At 63.7% G+C, this 18,309-nt stretch carries 11 protein-coding genes and 1 tRNA gene; 7 read left to right on the top strand and 5 right to left on the bottom strand.

The genetic code is table 11. The features are described 5' to 3' along the window. Nucleotides 1-137 precede the first annotated feature (137 nt). Nucleotides 138-1,043 (bottom strand): MBL fold metallo-hydrolase, encoded by a 906-nt coding sequence (locus tag IEX53_RS20395; protein ID WP_188826028.1) that lies wholly within the window; start codon nucleotides 1,041-1,043, stop codon nucleotides 138-140. 134 nt (nucleotides 1,044-1,177) lie between these two features. Here IEX53_RS20395 and IEX53_RS20400 point away from each other — a divergent pair, with 134 nt between their 5' ends. From IEX53_RS20400 to IEX53_RS20415, 4 genes are all read left to right on the top strand, one after another. After that, nucleotides 1,178-1,777, top strand: coding sequence for a biotin transporter BioY (locus IEX53_RS20400; protein ID WP_188826029.1), 600 nt, complete (start codon nucleotides 1,178-1,180; stop codon nucleotides 1,775-1,777). Nucleotides 1,778-1,904: 127 nt separating this feature from the next. Next, on the top strand, nucleotides 1,905-3,260 hold the full coding sequence (locus IEX53_RS20405; RefSeq protein ID WP_188826030.1) for a DUF2793 domain-containing protein: 1,356 nt from the start codon (nucleotides 1,905-1,907) through the stop codon (nucleotides 3,258-3,260). 171 nt (nucleotides 3,261-3,431) lie between these two features. Beyond that, nucleotides 3,432-3,506: transfer RNA gene (locus tag IEX53_RS20410), tRNA-Gln, on the top strand. A 281-nt stretch (nucleotides 3,507-3,787) separates the two neighbouring features. Then, the gene (locus IEX53_RS20415; protein WP_188826031.1) at nucleotides 3,788-4,243 is read left to right on the top strand and encodes a translation initiation factor 2; all 456 of its coding nucleotides are present in this window, start codon (nucleotides 3,788-3,790) and stop codon (nucleotides 4,241-4,243) included. 51 nt (nucleotides 4,244-4,294) lie between these two features. Here IEX53_RS20415 and IEX53_RS24190 read toward each other — a convergent pair whose 3' ends face one another. Next, nucleotides 4,295-4,600 carry a DUF2293 domain-containing protein gene (locus tag IEX53_RS24190; protein ID WP_188826069.1) on the bottom strand — a complete coding sequence of 102 codons (306 nt, stop codon included), beginning with the start codon at nucleotides 4,598-4,600 and terminating at the stop codon, nucleotides 4,295-4,297. 193 nt (nucleotides 4,601-4,793) lie between these two features. On the opposite strand from IEX53_RS24190, the gene IEX53_RS20425 reads away from it, so the two are divergent. Beyond that, nucleotides 4,794-10,319 carry an alpha-2-macroglobulin family protein gene (locus tag IEX53_RS20425; RefSeq protein WP_188826032.1) on the top strand — a complete coding sequence of 1,842 codons (5,526 nt, stop codon included), beginning with the start codon at nucleotides 4,794-4,796 and terminating at the stop codon, nucleotides 10,317-10,319. Nucleotides 10,320-10,512: 193 nt separating this feature from the next. Then, the gene (gene pbpC / locus IEX53_RS20430) at nucleotides 10,513-12,816 is read left to right on the top strand and encodes a penicillin-binding protein 1C (protein ID WP_188826033.1); all 2,304 of its coding nucleotides are present in this window, start codon (nucleotides 10,513-10,515) and stop codon (nucleotides 12,814-12,816) included. A 294-nt stretch (nucleotides 12,817-13,110) separates the two neighbouring features. Here the strand turns inward: pbpC and betB are convergent, their stop codons facing one another. The 3 genes from betB to betI form a co-directional block, all read right to left on the bottom strand. After that, nucleotides 13,111-14,574 (bottom strand): betaine-aldehyde dehydrogenase, encoded by a 1,464-nt coding sequence (betB, locus tag IEX53_RS20435; protein WP_188826034.1) that lies wholly within the window; start codon nucleotides 14,572-14,574, stop codon nucleotides 13,111-13,113. Between the two features lie 217 nt (nucleotides 14,575-14,791). After that, nucleotides 14,792-16,441 (bottom strand): choline dehydrogenase, encoded by a 1,650-nt coding sequence (betA, locus tag IEX53_RS20440; RefSeq protein ID WP_188826070.1) that lies wholly within the window; start codon nucleotides 16,439-16,441, stop codon nucleotides 14,792-14,794. A gap of 5 nt (nucleotides 16,442-16,446) precedes the next feature. Beyond that, nucleotides 16,447-17,025, bottom strand: coding sequence for a transcriptional regulator BetI (betI, locus tag IEX53_RS20445; RefSeq protein ID WP_188826035.1), 579 nt, complete (start codon nucleotides 17,023-17,025; stop codon nucleotides 16,447-16,449). 241 nt (nucleotides 17,026-17,266) lie between these two features. On the opposite strand from betI, the gene IEX53_RS20450 reads away from it, so the two are divergent. Further along, on the top strand, nucleotides 17,267-18,289 hold the full coding sequence (locus IEX53_RS20450; protein WP_188826071.1) for an asparaginase: 1,023 nt from the start codon (nucleotides 17,267-17,269) through the stop codon (nucleotides 18,287-18,289). Nucleotides 18,290-18,309: the final 20 nt, after the last annotated feature.

Here is an 18,309-nt window from a genome sequence, read left to right on the forward strand (position 1 = left end):
TCAGGGCAGACCCCGAAAATATTCCCCTCAGCCACAAACGGCTCAAGGCAAGATGGGCCGACCAGGATTTCCTCACCCTCATTACTCATATGCGATAGCCCTACCGCAAGGGGGAGGGAGGGCGCCAAGCGGCCCCATCACCCCACCCAGAACACCCCATCCAGCGCCACCACTCCCTGCGTCGCCACCAGCCCGCGCGCGACAAGATCTTCCAGATGCGCCAGCACCGAAAGCCCCGCTGCCCCATGCAGGCGCGGGTCGGTGTCGCGGTAGATGGCCTTCACCATATCCGGAATCGTCCGGTCGCCACTCCGCACGCGCTCCAATATCGCCCGCTCGCGCATGCGGCGGTGGGTGCGCAGGCCGTGCAGGAAGGCTTGCGGGTTTGTCACCGGCCCGCCATGGCCGGGGAGATAGATTTCGTCGTCGCGTTCGAGCAGCCGGTCGAGCGAGGCCATGTAATCCGCCATCGCCCCATCGGGCGGCGCGACGATGGTGGTCGCCCAGGCCATGACATGGTCGGCGGAAAAGACGATGCCGGTGCCCTCGAGCGCTAAGGCCATGTGGTTGGCCGTATGCCCCGGCGTGTGGATGCCCCGGAGCGTCCAGCCGTCGCCATCGATGACCTCGCCATCGGCAAGGCGGATGTCCGGCGCAAATTCCGTGTCAGCGCTGGCGTCGAGCGCGTTGACCTCGCCGACATGCAGCGGGCGGGCAGGGCGGTGCGGGCCTTCCGCGGCGATTGTCCCGCCGGTCGCCTGCTTCAGCCGCGCGGCGAGGGGGGAATGGTCGCGATGGGTGTGGCTGACGAAGATATGGCTGACCGGCCGTCCGGCGATGGCCTTGAGCAGCGCCGCCAGATGGGCCTCGTCCTCCGGCCCCGGATCGATCACCGCCAGCGTCTCCCGCCCCACGATATAGCTGTTGGTGCCGTGGAAGGTGAACGGCCCCGGATTGTTGACCGTCAGCCGCTTCACGCCGGGCGCGACGTCCACTGCATGGCCGTATTGGGGGATAAACGAATTGTCGAAAACGAGCGTCATGGGATGAGTACTCTTTACCGCAGGGCTATTTCCCTAATATACCTTTAGCGAAATGAAGCCGCATGATCTTGTCCAAAAAGTCTGCAACTTTTTGGGATCATGCTTATGCTAACAGCCCTCTGGAGAACGAGCCCATGAATCCTGCCCGCACCCCCGCCGCGACCGCCTCCCTGGCGGAACGCTTTCTTCCCGAGGGCCAGCTTGCCCGCGCCTTCACGCTCGTCTCGATGGCGCTCGTCGGCACGGCGCTCCTGACGCTCGCGGCCAAGACCAAGGTCGATCTGGTCTATGTCAATGTGACGATGCAGACCCTCGCCCTCTTCGCCATATCGGCCGCCTATGGCTCGCGCCTCGCGGTTGCCACCGTGGCGCTCTACCTGCTGGAAGGCGCCCTCGGCCTGCCGGTCTTCACCGGAACGCCCGAAAAGGGCATCGGCCTTGCCTACATGGTCGGCCCGACGGGCGGCTATCTCCTCGGCTATCTCGCCGCCGCCTGGATCGTCGGCCGCGCCGCGGATAGGGGCTTTTCGCGTAATCCCTTCGCGCTTTCCGGCTTCATGCTGGCGGGCGAAGCGGTACTGCTCGGACTGGGTGCGCTGTGGATGGTCTATCTCTTCGGCCTCGAAAAGGGCCTGACCTACGGCTTCGGCATGTTCATCGTCGGCGACCTCGTCAAGCTGGCGCTCGCCGCCTGCCTCATCCCGGCGCTGGGCGCGCTCTTCAAGCGCCGCTGAGCCCCATCAAGACCAAACAAAAAAACCGGGCCTCGCGCCCGGTTTTTTGTATGGGGCATGGAGTTATCCCACAGCACATCAGTTCTCTTAATTTTCCAGGGCGCAATCACGCGAAAGGAGCGCCCCGATGGAAAACACCCCCAATCTCAAACTCCCCTACATCCTGCCGAGCCAGGCACAGAAGCATGTGACGCATAATGAGGCGCTGCAGCGTCTCGACACGGTCGTGCAGCTTGCCGTTCTCGATCGGGATATCGCCACGCCGCCGGCAAGCCCGGCCGAGGGCGCACGCTATATCGTCGCCGCGGGCGCGGCCAGCGACTGGGCCGGGCACGAAGGCAAGATCGCCTGCCTTCTCGACGGGGCCTGGGAATTTACCGCCCCGGCGGAAGGCTGGATCGCCTGGGTTGCCGACGAGGGCGTGCTTCTGGCCTGGGACGGCTCGGCCTGGAGGGCTGTGTCGAGCGGCGACGGCGTCACGCTTGAAGAGCTGGCCGACGGCACGGTCAAGGAAATAGGTATCAACACGGCGACGGACGTGAACAACCGTCTCGCGGTCAAGGCTGATGGCGTCCTGTTCAGCCATGATGACGTGACGCCCGGCACCGGCCATATGTGCGCAACGCTCAACAAGGCGGATGCCGCGAAGGATGCCGGTTTCGTGTTCCAGACGAACTGGTCGACGCGGGCGCTGTTCGGCACGCTTGGCGACAACAGCTTCAGTCTCAAGGTTTCCCCTGATGGCAACAGCTTCAATACGGGTTTCAATGTCCGGCCCGATGATGGCCATGTCGGGCTTGCAGGTTATACCGCCGACGCCAACAACGATCTTGGTGTCAAGGGCACGAATGTTCTGTTCGACCGCCGAGCCAACCATATGCGCATCAATATCAACAAGAACGCATCCGCCAACGATGCTTCTATCGGCTTCCAAAGCGGATATTCGGCCCGCGCGCTTGCCGGGCTTCTGGGCAATAATAATTTCACGGTGAAAGTATCCCCCGATGGAACGAATTATTTCACCGGCCTGACGGTCGACGGCACCAATGGCGTTGTTTCGCAAAACAACCTGCCCAGGGCGGTGGCTGGGATGAATTTCAATCAAACCGTTCCACCCGGCGATGCGCACCTGATCTCGCTCAATAGCTCTATCAGCAACCCGATGAATATGTTCGATCCTTCCAGGAGTCGCATTACAGTTCCCGTGACAGGACTGTATCTGGTAAACTATACGGGTTACTTTTACGTCGAGGCCGGAACCACCATACAAACTCTGCAATTATATAAAAATGGTGCTCCGACTTCGCCAAATGCCGCCGCGATTGGAGGGGGGGTCTACATAACGTTGGCATCTTCGATGGGAATACCTCTCAACGCCGGAGACTTTCTCGAATTGCATGGTGGAAGCAGCGGCGTTCAGTCCGTCGCGATGGGGAGTAATTTTTGCTTTTCGGTAATATATGTAGGGCCGTCGGCGGTGTGAGGAATAATAGGAAGGGGCGGGCATGCGGCCCCTTCCTATTTCAAAGGCATGAGCGTCTGTGGGAAACCGCGGATCATGGTGTTGGACAAAGCAAGACCTCCATTGCGCGAATCCATGTGAGCGGTTATAAGCCGCCCACCGCTGCGGTGATAACATCCTGGCAGCGGCCGTTGGGGCGTAGCCAAGCGGTAAGGCAGCGGTTTTTGGTACCGCCATTCCCTGGTTCGAATCCAGGCGCCCCAGCCATGCCTGTTTTCCCTTATTTTTCAATGACTTAGCAAGCATTAGAAAATGCTGAGTGTTACGGTCTTGTGGATGATCCACATGGGGCGGATGCGCCCGATATGGCGACGTTCGCTACCATTGCGAATCACGCGCTGTGCCGGGCGTCCGGCCGGTGATCTTCAGGCGCGTGAGAAAGCATGTTGTTAATATCCCCTTCTGTTTGTGTTTCCCCTCTGGACAGCCTTGGGTTGCTCATATTGTTAGCCGCTCGTAAGAAAACTTCTGGGCAATTTGGGGCCAACATGAAACTGAGAATATTGATGGCAGTTGCTGCCATGTCTGTCCTGTCGGGCTGCGGGTCGATCACGCGTGGAACGACGGAAAACGTAACCATTACATCCAGGCCGGACGATGCAAAAATCAGCACGTCCACCGGGCAGTCCTGCCCGCGTTCTCCGTGCACGATCGAAGTCAAGCGGCGCACCGAGTTCACGGCATTTGCCGAGAAAGAGGGCTACAAGAAAGGCTCCGTCGAGATCAAGACGAAGGTAGCCGGCGGCGGTGCGGCAGGTCTTGCCGGAAACGTTCTGGTTGGCGGCGTCATCGGAGTGGGCGTCGATGCGGCAACCGGCGCGGCATTGGATCATTATCCGAACCCGGCCCATATCGAACTGGTCCCGCTTGAAAAAAGCGCCCCTGCAAAGGCAACCAAGCCGAAAAAGAAAAAGAGCGCGAGCAAGGCAAAGCCGTCCGTGTAACTCTGGTTGCGATAGAAAAACCCGCCGGTGAAGACCGGCGGGCTTTGTGCTTCAGGTGGGACGCTTCTTCCATGCCGCTATCACAGCATCCAATATCGGTTGCACTCTATGGCGAGCCTCTTTTCGCCGAACGCCAACCAACAGCATTTGGTCGTATTCGGTGAATTGGTGGCGAATGGTGTTCTGCATTGACTGGTCAACAGCCTCTTCTATCGACACGCCTCGCCAGTTCTTCGGCGGGGTGCAGACATAGAGCGCGAGATAACGAACGGCAAGTTCAGGACACGCGGGAAGCGGTATTCGTCGGTGCCTCCATCGACAAGCAGGCGGTTCTGCTGAGAGACGCCGGTCACGCATATCCTGAAAATCATGCGTGTCGCGCCAGTCTTTTCCCTGCTTTTCTTCATGATGCCGCCCCAATTTCTCCCTATACTTCGACAATTACCACAATAACTCGCGATTGACATCCATGCCCCGCTGGTTTCCTATCGGGGCGGCAACTTTCGCCGGGGTGTGGAAGCTCAAAGATTGATTGCCTGGGAGGGATGGCATGCCGGTTCGCGTCGCTAGTCGGTTGGCCCTGAGTATCGCGGCTGCGTTCATGATCGCCACCGGCTCGCTTGCGGCTGAGCGGCAGGTCATCACCACGAAGGATTCAGACTATATCGGCGCGGACCTCCGCACGGTCCAGAATGTCACGCTGGAACAGTGCGAAGCGGCTTGCCTTGGCGAGAAGGCCTGCCGCGCCTTCACCTATAACACCAAGGCCCAATGGTGCTTCCTCAAGTCCGACTTTTCGAAGCTGAACCCTTTTCCGGGCGCGATTGCCGGGAAGGTGGTCGAAGCAGGGGCAGGGGCGGCGCCGGATATTGGCGCGCCGCCGGCCCTGACTTTCCTGCCCGCCATGGTGACGGACGAGGCGCGGCAGGACCGGCAGCGCATCGTGGCGCTCGATACTTCGGGTTCCCCGAGCCCCGTTCTCCCGGACCGGACGCAGCCGCGCGTGCTGCCCCGGCCGGGCGAAGTGCATCCGGCGCCGCTTGAGCCGCGCCTTCCCGGCCTTCCGCTGGGCGGCCCGCTCGACGGCTATATCAACTCCGTTTCGAAGGCTCCTGATAATGTCGCCCTGTGGTTGGCGCTGGCCAGTGAGGCGCTAACAGTCCAGCCCCCGGCGGGAACGCCGCCCGTCTCCTATCAACGGCTCGCCACCTCCGCCGCCTATAATGCCTATCAGCTGTCGCGAACGGCGCTTTCGCGGGCGAGGGCGCTCGCCTTTCTGGCCGATGGGCTGCAAAAGCGCGAGTTCTACCGTCCCGCGCTTGAAGCCTATAAGGCGAGCCTTGCATTGTCGCCTTCGCCCCAGGTGCAGGCCAGCTATGACGATTTGAAAGCCCGGCAGGGTTTCCGCGTGCTCGACAACACTATCGATTCCGATAGTGCAAGCCCCCGCGCCTGCGTCCAGTTTTCCGAGCCGCTGGCGAAGGCGGGCGTCGATTATTCCCAGTTCGTCACGCTCGACAACGCCGCGCCAAAGGCGGTGGATGCGGGCGACCGGCAGATCTGCATCGAGGGCTTGCAGCACGGCCAGCGCTATGCCGTCACCTTCCGCGCCGGCCTGCCGGATGCGGCTGGCGACAAGCTGGAAAAGCCGGTCACGCTGAATCTCTATATCCGAGATCGCGCGCCGTCCGTCCGCTTCACCGGCGAGAATTTTGTGCTGCCGTCCTCCATGCGGCGCGGCATTCCGCTCGTCTCGGTCAACACGCCGGCGGCTGATTTGAAGCTCTACCGCGTCAATGACCGCTCGCTGGCCGAGCTGATGACCGGCTCGCAATTCCTGAAGCAATTGAGCAGCTACCAGATCCAGAACATCGAGGACCAACTCGGCGAGCCGGTCTGGCAGGGCAAGCTCGACATTGCTGAGGACCGCAACAAGGATGTGGTGACGAGCATCCCCATCGATACGGCGCTGCCGCAAAGAAAGCCCGGCGTCTATGTGCTGACCGCTCTGCCCGATGGTGCGCGCGACGATGGCGGTGCGCGTGCAACGCAATGGTTCGTGGTGTCGAACATCGGCCTTGCCACCTATGCCGGTGAGGACGGCCTTACCGTCTTCGCCCGCTCGCTGGCGAGCGCCAAGCCGCTGCAGGGGCTGGCGCTCACCCTGCTTGCCCGCAACAATGAGGTGCTGGGGTCAGGCACGACGGATGCGGATGGCCGCGTCACTTTCGCCCCCGGCCTCACGCGAGGCAGCGCCGGGCTTGCTCCCGCCGTGCTCACCGCCAAGGATGGCGAGAGCGATTATGTCTTTCTCGACCTGACCCGCACGGGCTTCGACCTCTCCGACCGCGGTGTGGCGGGCAGGCCCGTGCCGGGGCCCATCGACGTGGTGGCCTGGACCGAGCGCGGCATCTACCGCCCCGGCGAAACCGTCCATGCCACGGCGCTCGCCCGCGACCACGCGGCGATGGCGGTGGAGAATTTGCCGCTGACCTTCATCTTCGCCCGGCCCGATGGCGTCGAGGATCGGCGCATGGTGAGCCCCGGCGCTGCGCTGGGCGGCCATGTGGTGGAACTGCCATTGCCGAAAAATGCCATGCGCGGCACCTGGCACATGCGCATCCATACCGACCCCAAGGCCGCGCCTATCGCCGACATTGCCTTTCTGGTGCAGGATTTCGTGCCTGATCGCATCGAGTTCGACCTGTCGAGCGCCGAGCCGGAAATCGCCATTGGAAAGCCTGCGCGGGTGAGCGTCGATGGCCGCTATCTCTACGGCGCGCCCGCCGCCGGTCTGGCGCTGGAAGGGGAGGTGCGGCTGAAAACATCGCGCGAGCGCGCGGGCTATCCGAACTATCTCTTCGGCCTTGCCGATGACGAGTCGGAGGAGGCAAGCCGCATCGACCTGCCTGACCTGCCGGTGCTGGACGCCGGGGGCAAGGCAAGCTTCGACGTCAATATCGACGACGCGCCTTCCACCACCCGCCCGCTCATCGCCGATGTGGTGGTGCGCATGCGCGAGATGGGCGGCCGCGCCGTCGAGCGCACGCTTGAACTGCCCGTAGTGCCGCAGTCGCCGCAGATCGGCATCCGCCCGGAATTTGCCGGGCAGCAGGTTCCGGAAAATTCCACTGCCGCCTTCAAGGTGATCGCCATCGACCCCACGGGCAAGCGCGAAGGCCTCGCCGGGGCGAAATGGTCGCTCGTCCGGCTGGAGACGAATTACCAATGGTACCGCAATGGCGACCAGTGGAAATATGAGCCGGTGACCTACACCAAACAGGTCGCCAACGGCACGCTGGCGCTCGATCCGGAAGGCGATGGCGCGCCGATTTCCTTCCCCGTCACCTGGGGTCGCTACCGGCTGGAGGTCAACACCGACGACGCGGCAGGCCCGGCGAGCAGCGTCGAGTTCGACGCGGGTTGGTATGTCGCCGCGCGCTCCACCGAGACGCCCGACGGCCTCGAAATCGCCCTCGATAAGGAGAGCTATGCCCCCGGTGATGTTGCAAAGCTTCAAATCTCGCCGCGCTTCGCCGGAGAGGCGCTGATAACAATCGGCGCGGACCGGCTGCGGATGGTGAAGACCGTCAGCGTGCCGCAGGGTGGCGCGACCGTCGATATACCGGTCGGCAATGATTGGGGCGCGGGGGCCTATGTGACCGCGACGCTCTTCCGCCCCGGCGACGCGCAGGCAACCCGCATGCCGATGCGCGCCATCGGCATCAAATGGCTGAAAATCGATCCGGGCGCGCGCAAGCTCGCCGTAAACCTGGGTACGCCAGAGAAGACGCAACCGCGCCAGCCTTTGGCTATCCCTATCGAGGTGCCCGGATTGAAAGCAGGCGACACGGCCTATGTCACCGTCGCCGCCGTCGATGTCGGTATTTTGAACCTGACCAAATATCAGGCCCCGGACCCGGACGGCTGGTATTTCGGCCAGCGCCAGCTGGGGCTGGAAATCCGCGATCTCTATGGCCGGTTGATCGACGGCTCGCTCGGCGCCATGGGCAAGATCCGCACCGGCGGCGATGGCGGCGGCATGCTGGCCGAGGGCAGCCCGCCGACCCAGAAGCTGGTCGCCTTCTTCTCCGGCCCGGTCAAGCTGGACGCCCAAGGCAAGGCCAATGTCAGCTTCGACATGCCGGAATTCAACGGCACGGTCCGCGTCATGACCACGGCGTGGACAAAAAGCGGCGTCGGCCATGCGGTGAAGGACGTGATCGTCCGCGATCCGGTGGTCGTCACCGCGAGCTTGCCGGAATTCCTCGCCCCCGGCGACAAATCGCAATTGCGCCTCGACATAGCCAACACGGACGGCCCTGCGGGCGATTATGTGCTGGGCGTGGATGCGCAAGGCCCGGTCTCGGTGGATATGGCGAATGCGCCGAAGAGTGTGCAACTGGCGCAAGGCGGCAAGGCGAGCCTCACCATTCCCCTGGCCGCGAGCGCGGTGGGCGCGGGAAGCCTCGCCGTGCGGCTCACCAATGCCGATGGCGTCCATGTCGGGCAGACGCTGAACCTGCCCGTCCGCCCCGCGACCATGCCCGTGGCGACCCGGCGCGAGGTGACGTTGAAACCCAATGGCGGCAGTCTCACCATCAACCGCGAGCTCCTGGCGTCGAGCCTCTTGGAGGGCGCTTCGGTGGGTGTCAGCGTCTCGCGCTATCCCGGCTTCAATATTCCGGCATTGCTCGCCGCGCTCGACCGCTACCCCTATGGCTGCGCCGAGCAGGTGACGAGCCGCGCCATGCCGCTGCTCTACCTCAACCAATTGTCCGCCATCGCAGGGATGGCCCGGACGCCTGACGTGAAAAAGCGCATCGACGACGCGATAGCGAGCGTGCTTTCCTACCAATCCTCCACCGGCAGCTTCGGCCTCTGGAGCCCCGGCTCCGGCGACCTGTGGCTCGACGCCTATATCACCGATTTCCTCACCCGCGCGCGGGAGGAGGGCTATACGGTGCCGGACGAGGCGATGGGGCAGGCGCTCGACAACCTCCAGAACGCGCTCGCCTACGATACCAATGTGAAGGACCAGGGCAGCGGCATCGCCTATGCGCTCTATGTGCTGGCGCGCAACCGCCGCGCCAATGTGGGCGATCTGCGCTATTACGCCGATACGCAATTGAACAATTTCCGCTCGCCGCTCGCCCGCGCGCAACTGGCCGCCGCCCTGTCGCTCTACGGCGATGCGCCGCTTGCGCAGAGCACTTTCAGTTCCGCCTATCAGCTGGCGCTTTCCACCCCCTCCGACCCGGCCCGCGCCGATTACGGGTCCGCCCTGCGCGACAGCGCAGGCATGCTGGCGCTCGCGGCGGAGAGCCGCCCCGTGCCGAACCAGGTGCCGCAGATGATCAATCTCGTCCAGTCGCTCCGCAACCAGACAACGGCCCTGAGCACGCAGGACGACGCGTGGATGCTGCTTGCCGCCCGCGCATTAAAAGGCAACGACAAGACGATCTCCATGCAAGTCAACGGCCGGAAGCAAACCGGCAATTTCGCCGAATCATTGTCCGGGCAGGACGTGCTCGATGCGCCGCAGACCATCGTCAACAGGGGCACGAAACCGGTGCAGGCGGTGGTGACGACGCTTGCCGCGCCGAAAGACCCGCTCCCCGCCGGCGGCAATGGCTTCTCCATCACGCGCAGCTTTTACACGCTCGACGGCAAGGAGGCGGACGTGATGCAGGCGAAGCAGAACGAGCGCTTCGTCGTGGTGCTGAAGGTAACGGAGAACAATGCTTGGTCTTCGCGCGTGCTTGTCACCGACCTCCTTCCGGCAGGCTTCGAGATCGACAATCCGAGCCTTGTCTCGAGCGCCGATTTGCAGAATTTCGAATGGCTGGGTCAAACCGACACCGCCCACAGCGAATTCCGCACCGACCGCTTCGTCGCCGCCTTCGACCGCACGAACTACAGCCCCCGGGAGTTCACGGTGGCCTATGTGGTGCGGGGGGTGAGGCCGGGGACCTATGCGCTGCCTGCGGCGAGCGTGGAGGATATGTACAGGCCGGAGCTTTCAGCGCGGACGGCGGCGGGGATGATGGAGGTGGGGGGCGCGCCACAGCCATGAGAGCGATGCGCCAAGCCACCCCCCTCTGCCCTGCCAGGCATCTCCCCCACAAGGGGGGAGATTACGCCTTCATGACCGCTCGGCACCAATCGCGAACGATGAAAGATGAGAGGCGTGGCGCATGTCAGCCGATCTCCCCCCTTGTGGGGGAGATGTCCGGCAGGACAGAGGGGGGTGGCCTGGCGCCACGACCATGAAAAAAGCTACCCTCCTCACCGCCGCGACGTTCCTGACCCTCGCCGCGCTCCTCCTCGCAGCCCTCACCTTCGACCGCCTCCACCCCCCACCACTCACCCCCGCCCTCTCCACCGAAGTGCTCGACCGCAACGGCCATCTCCTGCGCGCCTTCGCCACCAAGGACGGCCGCTGGCGGCTGAAAACCACGCTTGACGATGTCGACCCGCGCCTCGTCAAAATGCTCGTCGCCTATGAGGACCGCCGCTTCTGGTCGCACCACGGCATCGACCCGCTGGCGCTCCTCCGCGCGGCGGGGCAGCTCGTCACCCATGGCCGCGTCGTCTCCGGCGGCTCGACGCTTTCCATGCAACTCGCCCGCCTCATAGAGCCGCGCCCGGAGCGCAGCCTCACCGCCAAGCTGCGGCAGATGGCGCGGGCGCTCCAGATCGAGCGGCGGCTCACGAAGCGCGAAATCCTCGAACTTTACCTCACCCTCGCGCCCTATGGCGGCAATCTCGAGGGGGTGCGGGCGGCGAGCCTTGCCTGGTTCGGCAAGGAGCCGCGCCGTCTCACCATCGCCGAGGCGGCGCTCTTGGTCGCCCTGCCGCAATTGCCGGAAAAGCGCCGCCCCGACCGCAATCTCCCCGGCGCCCGCGCCGCCCGCGAGCGGGTGCTAAAGCAAGTCCAGGAAAAGTGTGAAGCGGTTTTCCGTCCGGACTTGCGCACGAATAAATGCATGGCCGCAACCGGCCTGATAGACGCGCGTGAGATCGAACGCGCCTCGGCGGAAACAATCCCCTCCACCCGCCGCGCTTTGCCTGCGCTTGCCGCCCATCTGGCAAATGACGCGGTGCGCGCCAACCCGGCGCCCCGCGTACACAAGGTCACGCTCGACCGCCGCGTTCAGGAGGGCCTCGAAAGCCTGGCGAAAAACGCCGCCGCCAGCCTCGGCCCGAAGCTCTCCATCGCCATGGTGCTGGCCGACGCCGCCACTGGCGATATATTGGGACACGTCGGCTCGGCGGATTATTTCGACGATAGCAGCTGGGGCTGGATCGACATGACCAAAGTGCCGCGCTCGCCCGGCTCGACGCTGAAGCCCTTCATCTACGGTCTCGCCTTCGAGGACGGCCTTGTGCGGCAGGAGACGATCATCGAAGACCGCCCCGCCAGCTTCTCCGGCTACCGCCCGCACAATTTCGACATGAGCTATCAGGGCGATGTGACGATCCGCGAGGCGCTGCAACTATCTCTAAACGTCCCCGCCATCCGCCTGCTCGACGCGGTCGGGCCGGCGCGGCTGATGGTCAGGTTCAGGCGGGCGGGCGTCGAGGCGCAATTGCCGAAGGGAGAAGCACCGGGGCTGGCGATAGGGCTGGGCGGCGTAGGGCTGACATTGCGGGATTTGGTGCAGCTTTATGCCGGGCTCGCCAATGAGGGGAGGGTGGTGCGGTTGCGGGATGGGGTGGAGGATGAATGTCGGCGCGAGACACCCCCCTCTGCCCTGCCGGGCATCTCCCCCACAAGGGGGGAGATTGGCCTTCATGGACGTTCCCGCCAATCGCAAACGTTGAAGGTTGGCGGCATGGCCCATGCCAGCCAATCTCCCCCCTTGTGGGGGAGATGCCCGGCAGGGCAGAGGGGGGTGCCTGACGGCTCCGCCAACCTACAATCTCTCTCGCCCCTCCTGACCCCCGCCGCCGCATGGACCGTCGCCGACATCCTCTCCGGCGTGCTCCCGCCCAAGGGCAGCCCGAAGCGTGGCATCGCCTATAAGACCGGCACGAGCTATGGCTACCGCGATGCGTGGTCGGTGGGCTATGACGGAAGGCATGTGCTGGGCGTTTGGGTTGGCCGGGCCGACAACGCCGCGACACCTGATATCACCGGTTACGCCACCGCCGCGCCGATCCTGTTCGAGGGCTTCGCCAAATCCGGCCGCGCCCCCGTGCCGTTCCCCCGCCCGCCCGCGGGCGCTGTCCGCATGGCGCGCGACGAACTGCCTGTCAGCCTGCGCCGTTTCTCCCCCGACGGGCTCGTCGCCGCCGGTGCCCGCGAGGCCGCGCCGCAGATCGTCTACCCACCGGAAGGCGCGCGGGTTGAGCTTCTCTCCGGTCAATCCGGCGAGCCCGCGCCCCTGATGCTGAAACTGCAAGGCGGCCGCGCCCCGTTCCGCTGGCTCGCCAATGGCCGCCCGCTGCCCGAGCCCTCCCGCCGCCGCACCACCGCCTGGACGCCGGATGGCGCGGGATATTCGACGCTGACGGTGATCGATGCGGCGGGGAGGGCGGCTACTGTGAAGGTGTGGATCAGTAAGTGAGATAGTGAGTAGTGATTTCATTATCATTTTAAGATCGAATGAGCGGCACGTTCAATATCGTAGCGGCAGTGTCGTTGTAGAGGCATGGATCCCAGTGACAAGCACTGGGATGACGGGGTGGAGATGTTTTTCCACTATCGGATATGCTTCTGCCAAGCGGAGCAGCGAAGAGTTTGTCGCCAACAGCAAAAGCAACCCGTCATCCCAGTGCTTGTCACTGGGATCCATTCCTCAACCGCTCATGACAACAACGATTTCAAAACCGTGTAGGCGGTTCCGTCAGGGATGAACCGCTCAATACGGGCTCTCCACCCTTCCCATCTCCACATACACCGTCTTGATCTGGCTATAATGCTCCAGCGCGGCGATGCCGTTTTCGCGGCCGATGCCGGATTGCTTGTAGCCGCCGAAGGGGACTTCCACAGGCGTCAGGTTATAGGCGTTGATCCAGCAGGTGCCGGCCTTGATCTGGCTGATCGCGCGATGACCGCGGGCGATGTCGGCGGTAAAGACGCCCGCCGCGAGGCCGAATTCGGTATCGTTCGCCCGCGCGATCACCTCATCCTCATCATCGAAGTCGAGGATGCTCATGACCGGCCCGAAGATTTCCTCGCGCGCGATGGTCATTTCATCGGTGACATCGGTAAAGATCGTCGGCTCGATGAAGAAACCCTTCTCTAAGCCCTGCAGATGCGGCACGCCGCCACCGCAGGCAAGCGCGGCACCTTCGGTCTTGCCCATTGCGATATAGCCCAGCACCTTCTCCCGCTGGGCGGCGCTGATGAGCGGGCCCATTTGCGTTGCCTCGTCCATGGGGTCGCCGATGCGAATGGCGCGGGTGCGCTCGAGGAGCCGAGCGACAAACCGCTCGCGGATGCTCTTATGCACGAAAACGCGCGTGCCGTTCGAGCACACTTGCCCGGTGGAATAAAAATTGCCGAGCATCGCGCCGCCGATGGCGCTCTCAATGTCGGCATCCTCGAAGACGATCAGCGGTGACTTGCCGCCGAGCTCCATCGTCACATGCTTGAGGCTGGCTCCGGCCTGCGCCATGATGCGCTTGCCTGTCGGCACCGAGCCGGTGAGCGACACCTTGGCCAGCAGCGGATGGTCTACCAACGCCGCCCCGACATCGCCGAAGCCCTGCACCACATTGAACAGCCCGTCCGGCAGTCCCGCTTCCTTGTAGGCTTCCGCCAGCGCCAGCGCCGAGAGCGGCGTGTTCTCGGACGGCTTGAAGATGAAGGCATTACCCATGGCAAGCGCGGGAGCGGATTTCCACGCCGCGATCTGGATCGGATAGTTCCACGCGCCGATCCCGACGCACACGCCCAGCGCCTCGCGCCGTGTATAGGCGAAGGAGCCGCCGAGATCGACATATTCGCCATTGAACCCGGCGATGATGCCGCCAAGGAATTCCAGCGCATCCGCCGCCGAAGCCGCATCCGCCACCAGCGTTTCCTGCAGGGCCTTGCCGGTATCGAGCGTTTCGAGCTCGGAAAGCTCCCGGTTCTTGGCGCGCAGGATCTCCGCCGTGCGCCGCAGAATGCGCCCGCGCTCGACGGGCTTCAACGCCGCCCATGCGGGTTGGGCCTTAGCCGCAGCGTTGACCGCCTGCTCGATGATATCAGGGGTGGCGGAGTGGAGCCGCGCGATGGTTTCGCCGGTCGCGGGGTAGATGACGGGGAGTTCCTTGCCGGATTTGTCCTCCACGAATTCGCCGTTGATGAAGTGCGAGGCTTTCGGTTGTGCGCGCATGAAAAGGCTCCTGATATTGAAAACATAGCGGCTGCGATACCCCCCTCTGTCCTGCCGGACATCTCTCCCACAAGGGGGGAGATTGGCTGTGAGAGCTGCTTTCGCTAATCACGAACGCAGCAGAATAAAGTACCGTCACCCATGCAGGCCAATCTCCCCCCTTGTGGGAGAGATGCCCGGCAGGGCAGAGGGGGGTGTCCTGGCACCGCCGCCGGCCTCACCGATCCGACACCCGCCACCGCGGATTATCCCATGGCTCCTGGTTCGACCGCGGCAATGGATCGACCCCCAGAATATGGTCCGCCGCCTTCTCGCCGGTCATGATCGAAGGCGCGTTCAGATTCCCATTGGTGATGCGCGGGAAGATGGAGGAATCCGCGACGCGCAAGCCTTCCACCCCGATCACCCGGCATTCCGGATCGACCACGCTCATTGGATCATCAGCCGCCCCCATCTTGCACGTGCCGCAGGGGTGAAAGGCGCTTTCCGCGTGCTCACGGATGAAATCGTCGATCTCCTCGTCGCTCTCAACATGCGCGCCCGGCTGGATCTCCCGGCCCCGATAGGGATCGAATGCCGCTTGCCCGAAAATCTCCCGCGTCAGCCGCACACAATGGCGGAAATCGCTCCAGTCGTCCGGATGCGACATGTAGTTGAAGCGGATGACGGGTTTTTCCATCGGGTCGGCGGAGCGCAGGGTGACGGAGCCGCGCGATTTCGACCGCATCGGCCCGACATGCGCCTGGAAGCCGTGCCCGTCCGCCGCTGCCTTGCCGTCATAGCGGATGGCGACGGGCAGGAAATGATACTGAATGTCAGGATATTCCACCCCCGGCTTCGAGCGCACGAAGGCGGCGGATTCGAAATGGTTGGTCGCGCCGTGACCGTTCTTGAAGAACAGCCACTGCGCCCCGATCAGCGCCTTGGAGAACAGGTTGAGCCGGGAATAGAGCGTGATCGGCTCTAAGCATTCCTGCTGGATATAGACCTCCAGATGGTCCTGCAAATTCTGCCCCACGCCCGGACGGTCGGCGACCACCTCTAGGCCATGCTGCCGCAAATGCGCGGCGGGGCCGATGCCCGACAGCATCAGCAGCTTCGGCGAGTTGATGGACGAGGCCGAGACGATCACCTCGCGCCGCGCCTTGACGATCTGGATTTTCCCGCCGCTCTGCACCTCGACGCCGGTGGCGCGCCCGTTCTCGATCACGATCTTCCGCGCCAGCCCCCTGATGAGATTGACATTCGGCCGCTTCAGCGCCGGGCGCAGATAGGCATTGGCCGCGGACCAGCGCCGCCCCTTGTAGATCGTCTGCTCCATGGCCCCGAAGCCTTCCTGCTTCGCGCCATTATAATCCTGTGTCACCTCGAAGCCCGCCTGCCGCCCCGCTTCGACAAAGGCATGGAACAGCGGGTTGCGTCGGCTGCCGCGCTGCACATGAAGCGGCCCATCCGCACCGCGCCAGCCTTCCTCGCCGCCATGCGAATGTTCCATCCGCTTGAAATAGGGCAGCACATCCGCATACGCCCAGCCGCGCGCGCCCGCCTCCGCCCAATGGTCGAAATCACGGGCATGGCCGCGCACATAGACCATGCCGTTGATGGAAGAGGAGCCGCCGATCACCTTGCCGCGCGGCGTGACGAGACTGCGCCCGCCAAGGTGAGGCTCCGGCTCCGAGGCGAAGCCCCAATCATAGGCCGCCATGTTCATGGGGAATGAGAGAGCGGCGGGCATCTGGATGAGCGGCCCCATATCCGTCCCGCCATATTCGATGACGATGACGGAGTGCCTGCCATTGTCAGACAGGCGATAGGCCAGCGCCGAACCTGCCGATCCGGAACCGATAATGACGAAATCCGCTTCCATCCGGCTCATGCCTTCAACTGAACAATGATGTAATCTTCGACAAGCGCCACCGCCGACGCCGCATCCGGCGCGCCATCCCCCAGCGCGTGGCGGATATAGAGCCCGTCGATCATCGCGCCCGCGCCTTCGGCGATGCGCGTGGCCTTCTCCCGCCCGCAAAGCTGAGCGAGCGCGTCGGCGAGGTTGGAATGCAGCCGCCTGGCATAGACCCGCAACAGCCGCCGCGTTTCATCCGATTGCTGCGCGTGGACATAGAAGGTGAGCCAGGCCGCGACGGTATGCGGCGCGAATTGCTTGGGCGAGAAATTGACCGCTATGATGGCCGACACCCGTTCGCGTGGGCCGGACGCCTCCCGCAGCGCCGCGCGCAAATCCTGCCCGAGTTCGGCAAGGAGATGCCGCATCGTGGCGAGCAGCAATTGCTCCTTGCCGCCGAAATAATGATGCGCCAGCGCCGGCGAAACGCCCGCCTCATGGGCAATCTGCGCTACTGTCACATCGAGCGAGCCGCGCTCCCCGATCGTGCGTATCGCCGCATCGATCAGCTCCCGCCGCCGCATGGGCTCCATTCCGATCTTGGGCATAGGTTGGGTCCAGATTGTTGTGCTGGCGGCAATTTAGGTTTGATTGACTAATCAATCAATAAAAAAGCTGGGAAATGTCAGCGGGACAGAGGGGGGCGACGTAGAGCGCCAGCGTTTCCATTCATCGTTGAATGCTTTCAAGCGCAACATACAATAGTGCCAGTGCTTGTCCCTTATTCCCCTCCACCCCCATCGCCGCTATACAGTTCCCCGAACAAACTCCGAAAATACGAAAGCGCGCATTATGAGCAATCCTGAACTCGTCGAGGTTTATCGTGGACCCGTGGTGGAAAGCCGCCATCGCGGGGCGGTCGCGGTGGTCGATGGCGACGGGCGCACGGTGTTTTCGCTGGGCGATGTCGAGCGGCCCGTCTTCCCGCGCTCGGCGATCAAGGCGATTCAGGCGCTGCCGCTGGTCGAGAGCGGCGCGGCGGATGTCTTCGGCTTCGACAACAAGGACCTCGCCATGGCCTGCGCCTCGCATTCCGGCGAGCCGGAGCATGTGGCGCGTGCCGCGTCGATGCTCGAGCGAGCCGGGCTGGATGCCTCGGCGCTCGAATGCGGCGTCCATTGGCCGTTCGAACTGCCGGTGACCTTGAAGCTCGCCAAAAGCGGGCAGGAGCCGACGCCGCTTCACAACAATTGCTCCGGCAAGCATTCCGGCTTCCTCGCCACCTGCATGCATTGCGGCTTCGAGACGAAGGGCTATGTCGCGCTGGGGTCTCAGATTCAGGAACTGGTGCGCGAGACCATGGAGTCCGTCACCGGCGCGCCCCATGCCGTCGATCTCTGCGGCACCGATGGCTGCTCGATCCCGACCTATGCCATCCCGCTCGTCGCGCAGGCGCGGGGCTTTGCCCGTATGGCGACCGGCAACGGCCTCGCCCCCGAACGGGCGAAGGCGGCGCGGCGGCTGGTGGAAGCTTGCATGGCCGAGCCATTCTATGTGGCCGGCTCGAAGCGCGCCTGCACGGCCATGATGAACATGGCCCCCGGCCGCGTCTTCGTGAAGACGGGCGCGGAAGGCGTCTTCACCGGCGCGGTGCCGGAACTCGGCCTCGCCTTCGCGCTCAAATGCGATGACGGCGCGACGCGGGCTTCCGAATCCATGGTTGCAAGCGTCCTCTCTCGCATCTTCGCCGCCGAACCGGACTTGAGCGCAAAGTTCGACCGCTTCGCCACCCGCGAGTTGAAGAACTGGAACGGCATTCCGCTTGGCACCGTCGCTTCCACGGAAGCATTGACGGGCGCGCGGATCGGGTAAAGGCGCTTTTTCCAGACGTC

This window comes from Paramesorhizobium endophyticum (assembly GCF_014640615.1).
GTDB classification, from domain to species: domain Bacteria; phylum Pseudomonadota; class Alphaproteobacteria; order Rhizobiales; family Rhizobiaceae; genus Paramesorhizobium; species Paramesorhizobium endophyticum.